General features: G+C 73.1%; 11 protein-coding genes. 5 read left to right on the top strand and 6 right to left on the bottom strand.

The window, feature by feature from the left end:
- Positions 1-16: 16 nt before the first annotated feature.
- Positions 17-2359 carry a DUF4215 domain-containing protein gene (locus OV090_RS07415; protein ID WP_267702804.1) on the bottom strand — a complete coding sequence of 781 codons (2343 nt, stop codon included), beginning with the start codon at positions 2357-2359 and terminating at the stop codon, positions 17-19.
- Between the two features lie 895 nt (positions 2360-3254).
- Between OV090_RS07415 and OV090_RS07410 the strand changes: the two genes are divergently transcribed.
- The 3 genes from OV090_RS07410 (at position 3255) to OV090_RS07400 (ending at position 8808) form a co-directional block, all read left to right on the top strand.
- Complete coding sequence (locus OV090_RS07410) at positions 3255-5168, top strand: aldo/keto reductase (RefSeq protein WP_267702803.1); 1914 nt, start codon at positions 3255-3257, stop codon at positions 5166-5168.
- A gap of 331 nt (positions 5169-5499) precedes the next feature.
- Positions 5500-6822, top strand: coding sequence for a hypothetical protein (locus OV090_RS07405; RefSeq protein WP_267702802.1), 1323 nt, complete (start codon positions 5500-5502; stop codon positions 6820-6822).
- 150 nt (positions 6823-6972) lie between these two features.
- A complete protein-coding gene (locus OV090_RS07400) occupies positions 6973-8808 on the top strand; it encodes a YCF48-related protein (protein WP_267702801.1) in 1836 nt (611 codons plus the stop codon).
- A gap of 211 nt (positions 8809-9019) precedes the next feature.
- Here OV090_RS07400 and OV090_RS07395 read toward each other — a convergent pair whose 3' ends face one another.
- Both OV090_RS07395 and OV090_RS07390 read right to left on the bottom strand, forming a co-directional pair.
- A complete protein-coding gene (locus OV090_RS07395) occupies positions 9020-10330 on the bottom strand; it encodes a PQQ-binding-like beta-propeller repeat protein (protein ID WP_267702800.1) in 1311 nt (436 codons plus the stop codon).
- Between the two features lie 258 nt (positions 10331-10588).
- The gene (locus tag OV090_RS07390; protein WP_267702799.1) at positions 10589-11086 is read right to left on the bottom strand and encodes a hypothetical protein; all 498 of its coding nucleotides are present in this window, start codon (positions 11084-11086) and stop codon (positions 10589-10591) included.
- Positions 11087-11176: 90 nt separating this feature from the next.
- Between OV090_RS07390 and OV090_RS07385 the strand changes: the two genes are divergently transcribed.
- Positions 11177-12055, top strand: coding sequence for a LysR family transcriptional regulator (locus tag OV090_RS07385; protein ID WP_267702798.1), 879 nt, complete (start codon positions 11177-11179; stop codon positions 12053-12055).
- Between the two features lie 29 nt (positions 12056-12084).
- Here the strand turns inward: OV090_RS07385 and OV090_RS07380 are convergent, their stop codons facing one another.
- The 3 genes from OV090_RS07380 to OV090_RS07370 form a co-directional block, all read right to left on the bottom strand.
- Positions 12085-12585 carry a hypothetical protein gene (locus OV090_RS07380; RefSeq protein WP_267702797.1) on the bottom strand — a complete coding sequence of 167 codons (501 nt, stop codon included), beginning with the start codon at positions 12583-12585 and terminating at the stop codon, positions 12085-12087.
- 10 nt (positions 12586-12595) lie between these two features.
- Positions 12596-13366, bottom strand: coding sequence for a hypothetical protein (locus OV090_RS07375; RefSeq protein WP_267702796.1), 771 nt, complete (start codon positions 13364-13366; stop codon positions 12596-12598).
- Between the two features lie 420 nt (positions 13367-13786).
- Entirely contained in the window at positions 13787-16804 is a 3018-nt protein-coding gene (locus tag OV090_RS07370; RefSeq protein ID WP_267702795.1) for a tetratricopeptide repeat protein, read from the bottom strand.
- Between OV090_RS07370 and OV090_RS07365 the strand changes: the two genes are divergently transcribed.
- Positions 16792-17799 carry a sigma-70 family RNA polymerase sigma factor gene (locus OV090_RS07365; protein WP_267702794.1) on the top strand — a complete coding sequence of 336 codons (1008 nt, stop codon included), beginning with the start codon at positions 16792-16794 and terminating at the stop codon, positions 17797-17799. The two genes, OV090_RS07370 and OV090_RS07365, sit on opposite strands and share 13 nt — an antisense overlap.
- Positions 17800-17888: the final 89 nt, after the last annotated feature.

The following is a 17888-nucleotide window of genomic DNA, read 5'->3' as shown; positions in this document are numbered from 1 at the left end:
GATGGCGCGGGTGGGGTCATTGCTCGAAGCAGTACAGGCGCTGCAGGATCGAGCAGTTCGCGCTCAGGGCGAGCGAGCGCGCGCTCCAGTTGAAGTCGGTGACGTCGTTGCGGCCCTCGTAGGCCTTCCAGGTGGCCGCGGTGAGGGACCAGCTGTTGCACGTGTCGGCCAGGGCGGTGCCGCTGGCCGAGGTGCCGGTCCACACGCTGGCCTGCGGCACGAGGGCGCCGAATTCGTCGATGTTGATCGGCGCGTCGAGGCTGCCGTCGGTCAGGTCGGCCCAGCTCTGGGCGATCTCCTGGCCGTCGAGGCGAGCGTAATGGGTGGTCGACTTGACGAAGCGCAGCACCGGGCTGCTGCCGGGGGAGCTGATCCAGGCGTCCCAGGTGCCGCCGAGGTTGGCCGCGGTGGCCCGCGCCTGGCACCTGCTCTTGGCGCCCAGAGTGTTGCCGAGGCCGCCGTTGAAAGTGGTGCTGGTGATGAACACCCGCTTGGGTCGCACGCAGTCGGCGTTGCACAGGTCGCCGTCGAGGTTGTTGCCGTCGTCGCAGGCCTCGACGCCGGCGCGCACGAAGCCGTCGCCGCAGGTGGCCGCGACGCAGCCGCCGAGGCAGGCGTCGGTCTGGCTGGCGTTGCCGTCGTCGCAGGGCTCGACGCCCGCATGCACGAAGCCGTCGCCGCAGACGGCGAGGGTGCAGGCGAGGGTGCATTCGCCGCTGTTGCTGTTGAGGAGCCCGAGGTCGCACGGCTCGTTGGCTTGCTGGATGCCGTCGCCGCAGGTCGGCAGCTTGCACGCGTTGCTGCAGGTGTCGTCGTTGATGGCGTCGGCGTCGTCGCAGGCCTCGCCGGGGCCGACGTAGCCGTCGCCGCAGTAGCCGAGGGTGCAATCGAGCTTGCAGGCGTGGGTGTTGGCGTTGCCCGCACCGTCGTCGCACTGCTCGACCGCGAGCTGGACCAGGCCGTCGCCGCAGGTGGCGAGCTTGCACTGGCTGGTGCAGTCGCCGCCGTCGCTGTTGCCGGGGCCCTCGTCGCACTGCTCGCCCTCGCTGGCCTGGACGATGCCGTCGCCGCAGATCGGCAGCATGCACGCGTCGGTGCAGCCGTCGTCGGGATCGCCGTCCTGGCCGTCGTCGCACTGCTCGGCGACGTCGACGATCTCGTTGCCGCAGGCCTCGTGGGCGCACGTCGGGCCGCAGCCGTCGCCGCCGGCGAGGTTGCCGTCGTCGCAGGCCTCGCCGGGGCCGAGGTCGCCGTCGCCGCAGACGTTGAGCACGCAGCCGGCGAGGCAGGCGTGACCGGGGCCGTTGGCGAGGCCCTCGTCGCACTGCTCGCCGCCGCTGCCCTGATCGTGGACGAGGCCGTCGCCGCAGGTAGCGACCGCGCAGGCGAGGGTACAGTCGCCGCCGTCGCTGTTGTCCGAGCCGTCGTCGCAGGCCTCGCCGGCCTGGACGAAGCCGTCGCCGCACGCGGCGAGGGTGCAGGCGGTGGTGCAGGCGTCGGTGTCGTCGGTGTTGCCGTCGTCGCAGGCCTCGCTGGCCTGGACGACGCCGTCGCCGCACAGCGGGGCGATGCACGCGTTGGTGCAGGCGTCGTCGTCGATGTCGTTGCCGTCGTCGCAGCCCTCCATCGGACCGATGAAGCCGTCGCCGCAGGCGGCCGGAGTGCAGTCGAGCTTGCAGGCGGCGTTGTCGGCGTTGCTCGGGCCGTTGTCGCAGGCCTCGCCGGGGCCGATGTCGCCGTCGCCGCAGACCGCCAGGACGCAGCCGGGGCGACAGGGCGCGCCCGGGCCGTTGGCGGCCCCGTCGTCGCATTCCTCGCCGGGCTGGAGGTGACCGTCGCCGCAGCTGGCGGGGAGGCAGGCGGCGGTGCACAGGTCGGTGTCGACCGCGTTGCCGTCGTCGCAGGCTTCGCCGGGCTGGACGACGCCGTCGCCGCAGCTGGCGAGCACGCAGGCGTTGCTGCAGGCGTCGTCGTCGACTGCGTTGCCGTCGTCGCAGGCCTCGCCGGGGTCGACGTGGCCGTCGCCGCAGGCCGGGCCGACCACGCAGCTGTTGCTGCATTCGTCGTCGTCGACTGCGTCGCCGTCGTCGCAGGCCTCGCCGGGGCCGACGTGGCCGTCGCCGCAGACATTGAGGGTGCAATCGAGCTTGCATTCGGCGTCGTCGCCGTTGGCGGCGCCGTCGTCACACTCCTCGCCAGGCCCGATCTCGCCGTCCCCACAAGGGGGCTCGGGCGAGGGACTGGTGATATTGATCGAGACTTCCAAGCCACCGTCACAGCCGGTGGCCAAGAGATGCAGCGCCGTCGCAAGCGCGCAGGTGTACGCGCGACGAGCCGCGCGGTTCTTCGTGTTCGCCATCTGTTTTTTACTCCGATCGACTGGTTGGATACGAGCGACCCACGCCGCGACCGCCAGGCGCAGGCGCGAACGTGGGGCCGACATGAACGCGTCGGACTCGAGAATGAGTCCCGGCGCGTCGAGATTTGATCGCTCGCCGCTGGCGTGCACCTGAACTTCGGGCCATGTACGTCCGCGCCGCAGACCCGCGCAGCCCGGCGGTCACAGTCGCGCGGCGCGGGCGAGGCCGAGCGCGGTCGCCGGCTCGATGGTGCCAGGCCGGCTTCGGACTCCTTTAATGGGCGGAACGCTGGGCGATCGGGGTCGCGGGAGTCGGTACTTGGTGTTCGGCTTTCGTGGCCGGCGCGGGGCTTGATTCGTCGATCGCGTTCGCTCCGAGCCGCCGAGGACGCGAGATGCGAATCATGCGAGGCTTCATATTCTATATATTGTGTCGCGAAGCGGCGAATGGCTGGACCGCCAAAATTCAAGACGGGCGCTGCGTGGTGGAGCGACGGTCCGAGAGTCGACGAGGGCGTCGCCGCGGGGAGGGCGTCGGAGGACGAGCGGCCGGAGTGCGGAGCGGGGATACCTGTCGCGGCCGCGAGCTCGACCTCACGGATGACTGCGTGCCCGTGGTGGGGCCGACGGCGAAGGAGAGTGCCGGTGACCGACGTCGCCGGACCGGCGGAGGCGTCGGGGTCGAGCGCGGGCCGTCAGGGCGCGAGGCGGACGGTCGGGCCATCGTGGACCGCGCTGCGCTCACGAGGGTTGCGCCGCAGTGAGGCAAGTCCGGCGGGCTGCAGGTCCCCGGGCGCACGGCGCCGACCGCGGCCGCGGACGGGTCCGCTTGTATGCACAATTCACGGGCTCGCGGTTGATTCCGGCCCGCTCTCGGGGCTATGCCAGAGATCCCGTGAGCACCACAACCCCCCTCCATGGCGTCCTCGGTACCCTCGAAGTCCCGCTCGGGCTCGGTCTCCTCCGGCTGTCGACGGAAGGTCGACCGAGCGAGGCGGAGGCGATCGACGTCGTCCGCTTCGCGCTCGATCAGGGCATCCGCTTGCTCGACACCGCCGACTCGTACGCGCTCGGCGACAAGGACCTGCACTACGGCGAGGAGCTCGTGCGCAAGGCGCTGAGCGGCTGGAGCGGGCCGCGCGAGCAGGTCCGCGTGGTCACCAAGGCGGGGCTGGCGCGGCCGAAGGGCAAGTGGGTGCCGAACGGTCGCCGCGAGCACCTGCGCAAGATGGTCGAGGGCAGCCTCAAGGCGCTGGGGGTCGAACGGATCTTCATGCTGCTGCTGCACGCCAACGATCCGAAGACGCCGCTCGAGGAGAGCCTGGCGGCGCTGGCCGAGCTGCAGAAGGAGGGGAAGATCGAGCACCTCGGGCTGTCGAACACGTCGATCGCGGAGGTGCGCCAGGCCGAGCGCCACTTCAAGGTGCAGGCGATCCAGAACGAGCTCAGCGTGATCGACCGGAACAGCGGGGTCGACGGATTGGTGGCACTGGCGCGACAAATGGGCATTCCGTTCCTGGCCCACCGGCCGCTCGGCGGACACGCGAAGACGGCCAACCTGCTGAAGAACCGGGCGGTCAAGCCGATCGCGACGCGCCACAAGATCACGCCGCACGAGGCGGCGCTGGCGGCTCTGCTCGACCTCGGGCCGCCGGTGGTGCCGCTGTTCGGGGCGACGAAGCGGGCCAGCGTCGAGTCGAGCCTGCGCGCGCTGAAGGTGCCGTTCGGCGCCAGCGACCGCGCCGACCTCGAGAGCAAGATCTCGTTCGCGGCCACGCCCGAGGCGCTGGCCGCCACTGCGCCGCCGGTGGTGCCGGCCGGGCTGCGCGTGCTGGTGACCGGCGAGGGCCCCGGCGAGGAGGCCGAGGTGGTGATCATGATGGGGGTGCAGGGCGCCGGCAAATCGTCGGAGGTGGCCCGCTACCTCGATCGCGGCTACGCGCGGCTCAACCGCGACCTGCTCGGCGGCGACCTCGACGGCCTGGTGCCGAAGCTCGGCGAGCTGCTGGCCGCGGGGCAGCGGCGGGTGGTGCTCGACAACACGTACGCGACCCGGGTGTCGCGGTTCCCGGTGATCCGGATGGCGCACGCGCACGGGGTGCCGGTGCGCTGCCGATTCCTGGCGACGCCGATCGACGAGGCCTACACGAACGTGGTGCTGCGAATCCTCGAGCGCTACGGCAAGCTGCTCGGGCCCGACGAATTGAAGGAGCTGGCGAAGGACGACCCCAACCTGCCGCCGCCGGCGGCGATGGCGAAGTGGGCGGCGAGCTTCGAGGCGCCGCACGTCGACGAGGGCTTCGGGGTGGTCGAGGAGGTGCCGTTCGTCCGCCGCGTCGACCCGCAATTCAGCGGCAAGGGGCTGCTGCTGGACGTCGACGGCACGCTGCGCAAGACGAAGAGCGGCGAGATCTTCCCGCGCGACCCCGAGGACGTCGAGCTGCTGCCGGGCCGCCGCGAGGTGCTGCGCCGCTTCGTCGACGAGGGCTACAAGCTGTTCTTCGTGTCGAACCAGAGCGGGGTGTCGTCCGGGACGGTCAGCAAGGACGCGGTCGAGGCCGCGTTCGCGCGGACGATCGCGCTGCTCGACCTGCCGGTGGCGGAGGTGATGTATTGCCCGCACCCGGCCTTCCCGGCCGGCTGCTTCTGCCGCAAGCCGCTGCCCGGCCTCGGCGTGTCGCTGATCCAGCGCCACGGCCTGGCGCGCGAGGGGGTCGTGATGGTCGGCGACATGGACAGCGACCGCGACTTCGCGCGCTCGCTCGGGGTCAAGTACGTCGACGCGCTCGAGTTCTTCGCGGGCTCGTGAGCGGCCGATCGGGGTAGGTCGACCTCACTGCGAGAACGTGTTCTCGCGGTGAGGTCGCGGCGATCGTTCGCGACTGCCGACGGTGAGGCGACGGTGAGGACGTTTGCTCGCTACGAGGCCCCAGCGGACGATCGTTCGCGGCGGTGTGGAGCGGCCGAGGCGGGCTTCGCGGGCGATGCGAGCACCCGAGCGCTCGCGCGAGGCTCGGCGCGCGCGAACAGTCTGCGCGCGCGGCGGTCGATCGTCCTGGTCGGCGAGAAACGTGTTCTCGTGTGCAGCCGGTCGCTGGCGCTTGCGCGGCCGGGGCGGGCGATCGACGATGGTGGCGAGCGTGACAGGCGACGCGGACGAATTGATGGCGTTGCGCGAGCAGTGGCGTGGCCTCTGCCAGCGACCGGAGCGCGACGAGCTGGCGGCGGCGATCGCCGGGTGGTTTCGCCGCGACGTCGCGGCCGCGCGCGAGGCGTGGCTGGCGGACGAGTCGGTGGCGGCGGCGGCGGTGGGACGCATGCTGCGGGGGGTGCTGGTGGTCCAGTGGATGCGCGAGCGGAGGCCGCATCGACCGGGGCCGTACGCGGTCGAGCTGCGGCGCCGACTCGCGGGTGATGCGGTCGAGGCCGACGAGGAAGCGCCGACGGACGAGGAGGCGGGGTCGATCGATCCGGGCGATCCGTTCTTCGCCTGGCGGCTGTCCGAGCTCGCCGAGGCGTCGGCGCCGGAAGGGCGGGCGGCGGTCGTCGATCGGGCCATCGAGGCGTTCGCGGCGATCGCCCTGGCGCCGATCGATCCGGGCAACGACCCCGGGCCGTTCGCACGCCTCGCGCCGTGGATGGACGAGGCGCAGCTGCGGCGCGCGATCGCGGTGAGCGAGCGAATGGCGACCGCCGATTGGCGGCACCAGCTGAGCCACGCGCGCGCCTGCCTGTTCGTGCGGCTGGCCGCGCTCGGCCGCGTCGACGAGGCCGAGCGATTGTTGCCGGCGATCGCCGACGCGGTGGTCCGGGCCGACGCGCACGGGCAGATCTTCGGCCACCGCGTGGCATTCGGCGAGGCGTGGTCGCTGCCCGCGGGCGACACGTGGTCCGATGATTCGCTGTTCCTGCGCTTCATCGTCGGCCTGACGCAGGTGCTGGAGCCGCCCGCGCACGCGCCGTCGGAGGCGCTGCTCCGCGGCTGCCTCGATCGCGCGTGCACGGTGGGCGAGGTCGAGCTGCGCAGCGCGGCGCTGCAGGTGCTGGTGGACAGCTGGCACGCGACGGGGCCGGTGGCGCTGTGGGCCTCGCGGGTGCGCGAGCGGGCGAGCGGGCGCGAGCAGATCGAGATGTTGTTGCTGCTGGCGGCGCAGCGGGCGACGGAGCCCGAGGCGCGGTCGGTCGCGCGGCTGGCAGTCGAGCAGGCGACGACGCCGGCGGGGCTGCGCGAGGGGCTGTGGTTCGACGAGCTGTGGGCGGCGCGCGAGGTGGTGGCGCCGGCCGAAGCGGCGGGCGTGTTCGCGGCGGCGATGGGGCGAGCGGCCACCGATCCGCGCGCGTGGTCGTTGCCGCGATTGCATCACTCGTACGACCTGGCGGAGTTTCTCCGCTGGATCGGCGGCGAGGCGGCGGTCGCTGCCAGCGTGCGGGCGCTCGACGAGGCGGCGGCGCTGCTGGCCTGAACTGCGTCGGCGACGTGGCGTTCGGCGGTCGCGCTCGCACGCGGGAGCGCGGGGTCTGTTTGCCATGACATCGATGTCGCGGTGAGGTCATGGGACTCTCTTCGCCGTGCGCGATTGCTGGGGGCGTGCGCGGGTGGTATCGTCGGAGGCATGAACTCGCTTATGTTGCGTGCTGCAGTGCTGGCGGTGTTGCAGGCCGTCACGCTCGCGTGTTCCGTGAAGGTCGCGGGCGACGGCTCCGACGGCGACGGGGTGACGAGCGAACAGGGGTGCAACTCGGGGTGGGAGTACAACCTGCGCGCGTCGTCGGTGATGACCGCGGAGGCGGCCGACCTGGTCGCTGTGGCAGCGACTTCGGCGAAGTTCTCGGTGGCGCTCACGGCTGACGGGCGGCTGCTGGCGCCGCTCACGAGCGCGGTGTTCGAGCCGGTCGAGCAGCCGGCGAGCGGGACGCTGCGGGCGGTGGCGATGGGCGCAGCCGAGTGTCCGGAGCTGCAGCCGTGCGCCGATCCGGTGGCGGTGGCGGTCGGGGACGGCGGGGCGGCGCTGCGCAGCGTCGACGGCGGCAAGACGTGGACCGCGATCGAGGTCGAGACCGAGGTGGATCTGCGCGCGGCGACGCTGGCGACCGTGCGGCTGCCCGGCGAGGTGCGGCAATTCGTGGGAGTGATCGTCGGCGACGGGGTGCTGTTGCGCTCGGACGACGCGGGGGCCACGTGGGTGCCGGTGGCGCTGGCGCCCGAGCTGACCGGGTCGTTCCGCGCGGTCGAGGCCGGGTGGACGCGGATCGTGGCGGTGGGCGACGGCGGCCTGGCGATCGCCAGCACCGACGCGGGGGCGACGTGGACGAAGCTCGACAGCGGGACGACCGCCGACCTGCGGCGGCTGGTGCTCGAGCGGGATCGGGTGTTCGCGGCCACGGAGGCGGGCGAGGTGGTGGTCGAGGGCGAGGACCTGGCCTTCGAGACAGTCGTGCCGTCGGTGCCGGTGGTCGACGTCGGGCTGGTCGACACCATCGGCCGGATCGCGCTGTTCGCCGACGACCGGGTCGGGCCGTGGCCGGAGGACTCGCCGTTGGCGCAGTCGATCGCGCTGCCGTCGACGCCGCGGGCGCTGTCGCGGGGCGGCCACGAGCTGCTGGTCGGCGACGACGGGCTGATCGCGGAGGTGTTCGTCGAGGCGCAGGGGGGCTGCTTCGAGGACGGGGTCGGCAGGCCGTTCATCGTCGACGGCGCGGCACAGGCGGCCGCGCTGACCGGGCGCGAGGACTGGTGCGCGACGGTGGCGGTGACGCTGACGGGGCTCGACGCCCGCACGCGCGAGCGCCTGGCCGCTGCGTGGGGCCGCGACGCGGCGCTCGAGCACGCGTCGGTGGCCGCGTTCGCGCGCTGGATCGTGGAGCTGCTGGCGTGCGGGGCCCCGCCGGCGCTGGTGTCGGCGGCGCAGGCGGCGATCGCCGACGAGATCGAGCACGCGCGGCTGTGCTTCGGGCTGGCGTCGGCCTACGCGGGGCGGCCGGTCGGGCCGGACGCGCTGCCGGTGAGCCAGTCGATGGCTGTCTCTTCGGACATGTCGCAGCTGGCGGTGTCGACGCTGATCGAGGGCTGCGTCGGCGAGACGATCGCGGCGGTCGAGGCCGGCTACGCGGCGGCGGTGTGCGCAGATCCGGCCGTGGCGCGGGTGCTGCGGACGATCGCGGCCGACGAGCAGCGCCACGCGGCCCTGGCCTGGCGCGCGCTGGCGTGGGCGCTGGAGCGCGGTGGGGCGCCGGTGCGCACGGCGGTGGCGGCCGCGGTGGCGACGCTGGGCGTGCCGCGGCAGGGCGCCGAGGCGATCGCAGAGCCGGCTCGCGGTCGGCTCGGCGCGGCAGAGCGACGCGAACTGGCGGCGACGACGTTGCGGGCGGTGATCGCTCCGTCGGCGCGGCGGCTGCTGGGGCGCCGCGAGGCGCGGCGCGCGTCGGCGGAGCCGCGAGCGCAGGTGTAATCAACGGCTTCGATAGCGATGCGCGGTGGCCCGCGGAAGAAGAGGGAGGCGCGCTCGATCGAGGGGGTCGCTCGTGACGCGCGTCGCCCACGGGGACGAGGGATTCACCGGCGGCGCGCGTCCGGGTTCGAGTGATGGTTCGCCGCGGGATCGTGTGATTCCCTGGCGTTCGCAGCGGCGAGGTCGTGACGGTGCGGGTTCTTCGGCGCGCTCAATCGAGGGCGAAGCCGCGGAGCCACCATGTGGTGGTGATGTTGTTGTTTTCATGCTCTGTCCAGATGTTGCCGCCGGCGACGAGGACGCCGGGGCCGAAGCCGACGCCGATGGGGTCTTCGTTCACGTCCTCCTCGGGGCTGGAGAACTTCGACGACCACAACAGGGCGCCGTCGCCGTCGTGGAGGTTGACTGCGCCGACGCCGTCCTTGCCGATGTCGCTGCCGATGGCGGCGATCCGGTCGCCGGGTCCGGCGATCACCCGCTGGGTCCAGATGTTCGGGACGCCGGCGGCCGCGTTGGACCACTGTTCGCTCTGGTCGGGGTGGAGGCGCCGGACGATGAGACCGAGCTCCGTGGTCTGCCCGGCGAGCACGAGGTCGCCGTTGCTCAGGCCGTCGAGCGCGTTCCAGCGCCGCGAGTCGATCGGCTCGTCGAGCTCGAGCGAGAGCAGGGCGCCGGCCGTGTCGAACGTGGCGAGCATCGGCCGCGGACCGTCGACGTCGTTCGCGGTCTTGCCGACGACGAAGATGCGCTCGCCGACGACTGCGAGATCTTGGGCGTCGACGTCCTCGCCCTCGGGCGTCACGGCCTCCCACACGATCGCGCCGGTGCCGGGGTCGAGGCGGCGCACGACGACTCGCTCCTGCGCGCCGGGCTCGTAGTTGGCGATGTAGAGCGCGTCGTCGCCGACGTCGATGCCCACCGGAGGGTTCGGGGTCAGCTCGCCGTCGGGGCCCACGTGCCACAACGCGGTGGAATCGGGGGCGAACGCGAGGACGCCGGAGAACTTGGACAGCATGTAGATCTGGCCGGCCGCGTCGATGGCCAGCGGGCCGATGCCTCCTACGTCGATCTGCCACAGGTCGCTGCCGTCGGGGGCGAAGGCGGCGAGGAAGGCCTCGGGGTCGATGCCGCTGACGTAGATCGTGCCGTCGGCGGCCATGGCGAAGCCGAAGATCTCGCCGTCGCGCTCGACGGTCCACACGACTTCGCCGCTGCGAGTGCAGGCGGCGTCGCAGCCGTCGTTGGGTTCACCGTCGCCGTCGTCGCAGGCTTCGCCGGCATTGACGACCCCGTCGCCGCACACGCCGGGGACCGGCTCGTCGGTGGTGCCGGTGGTCGCGGTGCTGCTGCCGTCGGTCGGGTCGCCCGTGGGGAGGTCCGGTGCGGTGGTCGAGCCTGGCGTGGTGGACGAATGGGCGGTCGTCTCGTCCTGCGGGCTGTCGCCGACGACGATCGAGGGGATGCAGGCGGACAGGACGAGCAGGGACGGAACGAGGAGCGCGGGTGACAGGGCGTAAGGCAAGAGAAACACCTCCGACGCGGCTCGTGCCCGTCCGCGACGGCTTCCGTCACGAGGGAGAAATTTTACGGATCGCCCTCCGGCGCGAGCGCGGAGCCTCGCGGCCGGGCGACGCATGGGTCTCGTGGTCGCGCGGCCGCGAGGGCGCGGTGAATCGACCCCGCGAGCGCAAAAACCTCGCGGCCGGGCGACGCACGGAGCTCGTGGTCGCGCAGCCGCGAGGGCGTGGGGGTCGTGGATGGAGCGCGCAGGCGGTCGCCGTCAGGCCGCGGAGGCCCACTGGCGGGCGGCCCACTCGCGCACTGCGGCCCAGTCGAGGACCGGCGTGGTCCACGGGGGGCCGGGTCGCTTCTGCTCGCCGAACAGCAGCTTGTGCTCGACGATCCCGCGCAGGTGCTCGAGCACGTCGAGGCGATCGTCGATCATGACGGTGAGCCGGAGCTTGCGCGCGTGGACGGCCTTGTCGGGGCGCGCGAGGCAGAAGCGCAGGTGCGACGGGTCCATGCCGGTCTGGTCCCAGAAGCGGTGATGGGCCAGCCAGGCGCGCGTCTTGGCCTGGACGCCGGGGCCGCACTTGGACACCAGCCAGGCGTTGCCGCCGGTGCGCATGACCAGGTCGGCCACTCCGGCGAAGGCGCCGGGGGCCGGCGGGGTGCGCATGGCCTCCTCGTGGCCGGAGCCGAGGAAGCTGGTGTCCGCGCGTCCGTTGACGACCGGGCCGATGATGACGCGGCCGATATCGATGCCGATGCGATGCATAAAAATAAACTCTCCTTGGTTGGTACGCCCCGAGAGTGCATCGCAGTAGCATCCATGTACACGATTGGTTTTGGATGATAGATTCAAGAAATGGATACCTCGCAGGTCCGCCTCGACTGGCTCCGCGCCTTCCTCGCCGTGGTCGAGACCGGCGGCTTCACGGCCGCGGCGGCGCGCCTGCACCTGTCGCAGCCGGCGCTGCACACCCAGGTCAAGCAGCTGGCCGGGTGGGCGGGGCCGCTCTACCGCTTCGAGGGCCGGGCGCTGCGGCTGACGCCGCGCGGGCAGGAGGTCGAGGTGCTGGCGCGCGAGGTGCTGGGCGCGGTCGACCGCTTCGCGGCGCGCGCGGCCGGCAAGGTGGCGACGGTGCCGGTGGTCAGCGCCGGCCGGGCGCTGCAGCTCTACGTGCTGGCCCGGGCGCTGCGCGGGTGGTCAGGGCCGCTGTCGCTGCGCACGGAGGACCGACCGGCGACGGTCGAGGCGGTCCGCAGCGGCCGGGCCCACCTCGGGCTCACGTCGCTGCTCGAGGCCGACCCGGAGCTCGACGGCACGCGCGTGCTCGAGGTCGGGCAGGTGGCGATCGTGCCGGAGCACGACCCGCTGGCGCAGCGCAGGCACATCCGCGCGCGGGCGCTGGCCGGGCGGCCGCTGATCTTGCCGCCGCCGGGGCGCACGCACCGGGCGACGCTGGCAGCGGCGCTCGGCGGCGACCTGCACGTGGCGGTCGAGGTCGACGGCTGGGAGCTGATGACGCACTACGCGTCGCTCGGCCTCGGCCTCACTGTGGTCAACGCATACATCCCGACGCCGCCAGGGACGGTCGCGGTGCCGGTGGTCGATCTGCCGCGGCTTCAGGTGCATTTGATAAAGCGCAAGCGGGCGCCGGTGATCGCGGAGGTGGCGGCGCTCGAGGCCCACGTGCGCAAGCACCTGGCGCAGGGGACAGGTTCGACGCGGGCGCGGGCTTGAAGGGTTCGCTGCGCCGGCGGCCGTCGCCTTCAGGGGCAGGCAGTGGCAGGGTCCGGCGCCCACACACACGACACTGCCACCACGGTGCCGGCGGGCGCCTCGTCTCGCCGGAGGACGCCGAACTCCCCGTTGCTCCCGCGGTCGATGCAGGTCTGGCTCATGTCGTCGAGCGGCCCGGGGGTCCAGGCGTTGTCGTCGAAGCGGAAGTGAAAGCACGCCGCCTCGCCGTCGGGGATCGTCCACTCGCCCCAGATCTCGACGCACGCGACGAGCGCCCCACAGCTCTCGTCCGTGGGATCGTAGTCGCACACGTCGCAATCGATCTCGACGAGACGAATGGTGGACGGGTCGATGTCCTTGACGCACTTGTCGAGGCAGCCCGAGGCGTCGAGCTCGACCGGCGGCTCCGGGTCGCTCGTACCGCCGGTCTCGCTGTCGGTATCGCTCGCTGCCGAGTCACCGCAGCCGAGGCTCAGGAGAGCGCCCAGGAGGAGCGCGCATGAATGGATCGCACCGTTCTTGCCGATCATCGTCGATCTCCTATCCGAACCGCCAGCCGAGGAATGCTCGCGTCCGACACAGTATGAGCACGCCGGGCCAGGTGAAGTCGAGCGCGGGCTCGACGCCCAGCAAGAACCGCTTCCGTGGTCCCAGAGCTCCCTGGACCCCCGCTCCCAGCGAGAGCAGGAAGAACAGCGCCGCTCGACGGCCCGGCTGATCGAACATGTCCCTGGGGATCACGGCGAGGTCGAGCCCGGTGCGCACCAGGCCGTAGCCGAACACTCGTTCATTGCTTGCGCCGATCCGGAACTCCCCGCCGAAGCGCAGCAGGTCGACCGCCGGATCGCGCGGGCCCGCGAGGTGCTCGAAGAAACCGCCCAATTGTGCGGCGAATCGGCGGCCCCGGCTGATCGAACGCCCCCCGCCGATCCCCCAGGCGTATTGTCGGTACCGCGGATCGAGGACGTTGAAGGACAAGATTCCGGGGGCGACGTGCAAATAGGTGCCCGCTCGACGAAAGCCCTCGGTGAGGACCGCCGCTTCAGGCGCGCGAGGGGGGCGGGCAGGACCGGGTTTTTCGTCGTCGAACGCGCTCGGTGCTGCGAGCTCGGGGGTCTGCGCGGATTGCTCGGGAGCGACGGGCTCGCCGCTCGTCGTCGACTCGACCACCGGCGCAGGCTCCGGGTCCACCGCTTCACCGCGAGCCTGGCCTTCGGCCGTCGTGGGCGCGGCCTCGGCCGGGGAGGGGGCGCCCGGCGAAACCTCGCCCGGCGCGCTCGACCACGTGACGAAGAACAACCAGACGAGCATCGGTTCGATCGCAGTCTAGACCGCGCCCGGCGCCGCTTCAAGCCTCCCGTCCGTGCCATCCATACGGCTTCGGGCGACCCAGCTCACGACGGTATGCAGCGAACGGGCGAACGCTTTCACGACACCGCCGACGGTGCGTCGCTGGCCACGGCGGCCACCGGTCCTTCGGCCATGGCCGCCGTCGAGGGGCGCGGGGTATCGGCGGTCGGCCGCGCCCGAGATTTTCATGGGTGGTCTTCAGGACATGTCCCAAAGATCATTCATGAAATGAAGCGCTTCAGGCAGGCCCACTTCAGGCGGCGGTCTCGCAGGCGGCGGTGTTGCTGGCAATGGCAGGACCGCGCCTCGCGGCCTGTCGCCGGCGAATGTCCCATCGAACATGTCCTCTCGGGCATTCGCGGGTGCGCGGCAGAGCGCGCGTCAGCTCGGCGGGCGCAGGCCGCGGGCTTTCATCCACTGCTCGAGGGTCGCGCGCTCCTCTTCCATTCGCTCGTCGGCGCGGATGTGGCGCCAGGCCTCGTCGAGGAGGGTCAGGGCGCGCGGGCGGTCGCGGTCGGCGTCGTACAGGGCGCGCGCCAGCAGGCCGCGGGTCCAGGCGACGAGGCCCGGGTCGGCGCTCGGGTCCTGCACTGCGACCGCCTGCGCGAGCAGCTCGGCCGAGCGCTCGGGCCGGCCGAGGCGGTACTCGATGTCGCCGAGCACGCGCAGCTCGTCGGCGCCGTCGTAGCCGTCGCCGCGGGCCTTGCGGGAGATCGCCAGGCTCTGGGTGATCGAGCGCCGGGCGTCCTCGTAGCGGCCGAGCTCGACCTCGAGCTCGCCCAGGCCGAACAGGGCGTCGCCGATCCAGTAGTGCTCGGGGTCGACGCTGGTGCGCAGCGCCGCGAGGGCCCGGCGGTACATCGCCTCGGCCTCGCCGTGGCGACCGGCCCGCGACAGCGCGCCGGCCAGGCCGGCCAGGACGTCGCCGGTGTGCGGGTGCTGCGGGCCGAGCTCGCGCTCGCTCAGGCTCGCGGCCTGGCGCATGCGATCGAGCTCGTCCTGCTCGCGGCCCTGCCAGGCGTGGACCTGGCCGAGGTTGTGCAGGACTGTGGCGATCCGGTGATGATCGGGGCCGAGGGCGCGCTGGTAGGTGGCGAGGGCCCGCTCGTAGGCGGCTTCGGCCTCGTCGTAGCGGTGCAGGGCGTAGAGCGCGGCGCCGAGGGTCTCGACGGTGAAGGCGACCTCGGGGTGCTCGTCGCCGTAGACCCGCCGCTGACCGGCCAGGGCGCGCTCGAGCAGGGGCAGGGCGCGCTCGCCGTCGGCGCGCTGGAGGGCGACGCCGGCGAGGTAGAAGACGATCTCGAGGGTGCGCAGATCGTCGGGGCCGAAGCGATGTTCGCGGATCGCCAGGGCCTGCTGCAGGTCGGCGTCGGCGGCGTCGAGGTCGCCGCGCTCGAGGGCGACGCGGCCGCGCATCGACAGGAAGGTGGCCTCACGCGCGGGCAGGCGGCCGAGCCGCTCGAGCGCGGCGGTCAGGCGGGCCTCGAGCGCGGGCAAATCATCGTAGTCGGCCTGCTCGATCGCCCGGATCCACATCAGATCGGTGAGCGCATTGGCCATCACCACGTCGTGGCGGCTGGCCTCGGCCGCCCAGATCGCGGCCTCGAGCGAGCGCGCGGCGACGTCGAACTGGCCGAGGTCGTCGGCGAGGAGGCCCTCGAGATACAGCGCCTCGGCGAGGAGCGGGCGGTAGCCGAGGGCGCGCGCCTCGGGGATCAGGGCGCGCGCGTGGGCGAGGCCGTCGCGGTAGCGGCCGGCGTCCCAGGCGGCCTTGGCTTCGGCCAGGCGGGCGCGCAGGGCCTCGACCTGCTGGCGGGTCTGCGGATCGGCGGGCGGGCGCACGGGGGCGGTGAGGGCCTCGACGTCGGCGCAGGCCTCGAGGTCGGACAGGCGCTGGGCGGCGCGGACGGCCTGCTCGGCGGTCGGGCGATCGGCGCCTGCGAGGCGCTCGCCGAGGGCCTGCAGCTCGCGCAGGCGGGCGTCGAGGCAGGAGGTGCGCAGGCCGAGCAGGGCCTCGGTCTGCTCGCCGTGCAGCCAGGTGGCCTCGCACGCCTCGGTGCGCATCGCCACCCAGCGCGCGGCGTAGTCGTCGAGGCTGCCCGCGAGCCGGGCCACGGCGGCCGGCGGGGCCCCGGCCGAGGTCAGGGCGCGGGTCACCTGCTCGCGGCGCTCGCCGTCCCACACGCCCTCGAGGTGGCGCGCGGCGCCGCGGCACAGCGCGGGCTCGGCGGTCGCGGCGTACACGAGGCCGGCCGCCAGCGCGCCGGCGCCGACGAGCAGGGCGGCCGCGCCCAGGCGCCGCCAAGGGTCGCGCGCGAGGGCGGCCAGCAGGGCGTCCATGGTCGGGAATCGATCGGCGGGCGCGACCGACAGACCGCGCAGCAGGGCCCGTCGCAGGCGCCGGGGCACACGGGCGTCGCGGGGCGCGGAGGTCAGTCGACCGTCGCGCACCGCGAGCGCCAGCGACTCGAGGGTGTCGCCGGCGAACGGGCGCTGGCCGTAGAGCGCGGTGTACAGCGCGACGCAGAAGCTGAACTGATCCGAGCGCGCCTCGGCCGGACGGCCCTCGTGCTGCTCCGGGGCCATGTAGATCGGGGTGCCGAGCACCGCCCCGGTCGCGGTCAGATCGGCGAGCTGCTCGCTGCCGGTGCCCGACGCCGCTGTGATCGTGAGCGGCTCGTCGCCGCTGGCGCGCGCGAGGCCGAAGTCGACCACGCGGACGTGGCCGTCGTCGCTGACGAGCACGTTCTCGGGCTTGAAGTCGCGGTGGACCAGGCCGGCCGCGTGCGCGGCAGCCAGGCCGCGCCCGGCGAGCAGGAAGCGGGCCAGGACGTCGCGGCGCGCTCGCGGGGCGGCGCGTAGCCAGGCCGCCAGAGTCTGGCCGCGGATCAGCTCCATGGCGATGAAGATCCGGTCGCCGATCTGGCCGACGTCGTGGATCGCGGCGACGTTGGGGTGCGACAGGCGGGCCATGGCCTGGGCCTCGCGGCGCAGGCGATCCTCGAGCTCGCGGCGCGGGCCGGCGGGGTGCGGGCGCAACAGCTTGAGCGCGACGGGCCGGCCCAGCTCGGGGTCGTGCGCGGCGTAGACGACCCCCATGCCGCCGGCGCCGAGCAGCGACATGACGACGTAGCGGCCGAGGCGGGCCCCGGGCTGCAGCGGCAGGTCGAGCTCGCCGGGGTCCGTGTCGTCGGCTCCGGGCGTGCGCGTCGGCGCGCCGCGGTCGTGCGTGGGCGCCTCGGTGGCGTCGCTGGCCAGCTCCGAGAGCAGCTGGCGGCAGGCCTCGCAGCGCGAGGCGTGAGCCTCCACGCGCGCGCGCGTGGCCGCGGCGGCGCGGCCCTCGACGAGCTCGAGCAGCGTGTCCGTGCCCAGGCATGCGCTCTGCGGTGACGACGGCATCGTTGCTCGCTCGACCGGGGCACGATATCACCGGCGAGGTGGTCACCGGGCGCGAGGACACCGATGCGCGCGAGCGCGAGGAGGCCGCGCTGGCGGCGTTCGTCGCGGCGCGGCCCGAATTGGCGGTCACGCCGGGCCTCGGTCGCGCGCTGGCCTCGGTCGTGGTCGCGGCCGCGGCCGCGTGGCCGGGCGTGTCATTGACGGCGGCGCGCTTCGTGGCCGCGCTGGCGCCCCGGCTGGCCGCGGACCGGCCCGTGGAGGCCGCGCTGGCCGAGCTGTGCACGGGCGACATGTACCTCGCGTGCGCGTGCGTCGACGGTGACCCGCGGGCGCTGGCGCAGTTCGACCGCCTGCTGGTCCCGATCGTCGAGCGCGCGGCCAGTCGCCGCGGAGCGACGCCGTCGCAGCAGAACGACCTGCAGCAGATCGTGCGCGAGCGCCTGCTGATGCCGCGCCCGTCGGCGCCCGAGGAGGCGCACGCGCGGCTCGCCGAGTACTCCGGCCGGGGCAGCCTGCGCGCGTGGATCCGCGTGGTCGCCACGCGCGAGACGCTGCGCCTGCTGGCCCGCCCGCAGCGCGAGGTGTCGGGCGACGAGGAGGCGATGGCGGCGCTCATGCCCGCCGACGCCGGCCCCGAGGTCGAGCACCTGAAGCAGCACTACCGCGAGGCATTTAAAGAGGCGTTCCGCGAGGCGGTGGCGGGGCTGTCCGACCGCGAGCGCGTGCTGCTGCGGCAGCACGCGCTCGACGGGCTGAGTATCGACCGCCTGGCGGATTTTTATAAGGTGCATCGCTCGACGACGGCCCGGTGGGTCGAGGGAGCCCGTCGCGCGGTGCTCGAGAAGACCCGCCGCGCGCTGGGCAGACGCCTCCACGTGCCCGCGGCGGAGCTCGACAGCATCATGCGGCTGATCGACAGCCGCCTCGACATCACGCTGCCGACGCTGCTGCGCGAGCCCGGGGCGGCGCCGAGTCCCTCGTCAAAAAAGGGATGAGCTCCGGGGCATCTCGCCGGGATGCCGCTGCGGCAGTGAACGATCACGGGACATGTCGTGAAGGGAATGTCTCAATGGACATGTCATTT

Origin of the sequence: Nannocystis sp. RBIL2, from assembly GCF_026626745.1 — a bacterium.
Taxonomy (GTDB): domain Bacteria; phylum Myxococcota_A; class Polyangia; order Nannocystales; family Nannocystaceae; genus Nannocystis.
This window is presented reverse-complemented; position numbering and strand designations above follow the sequence as displayed.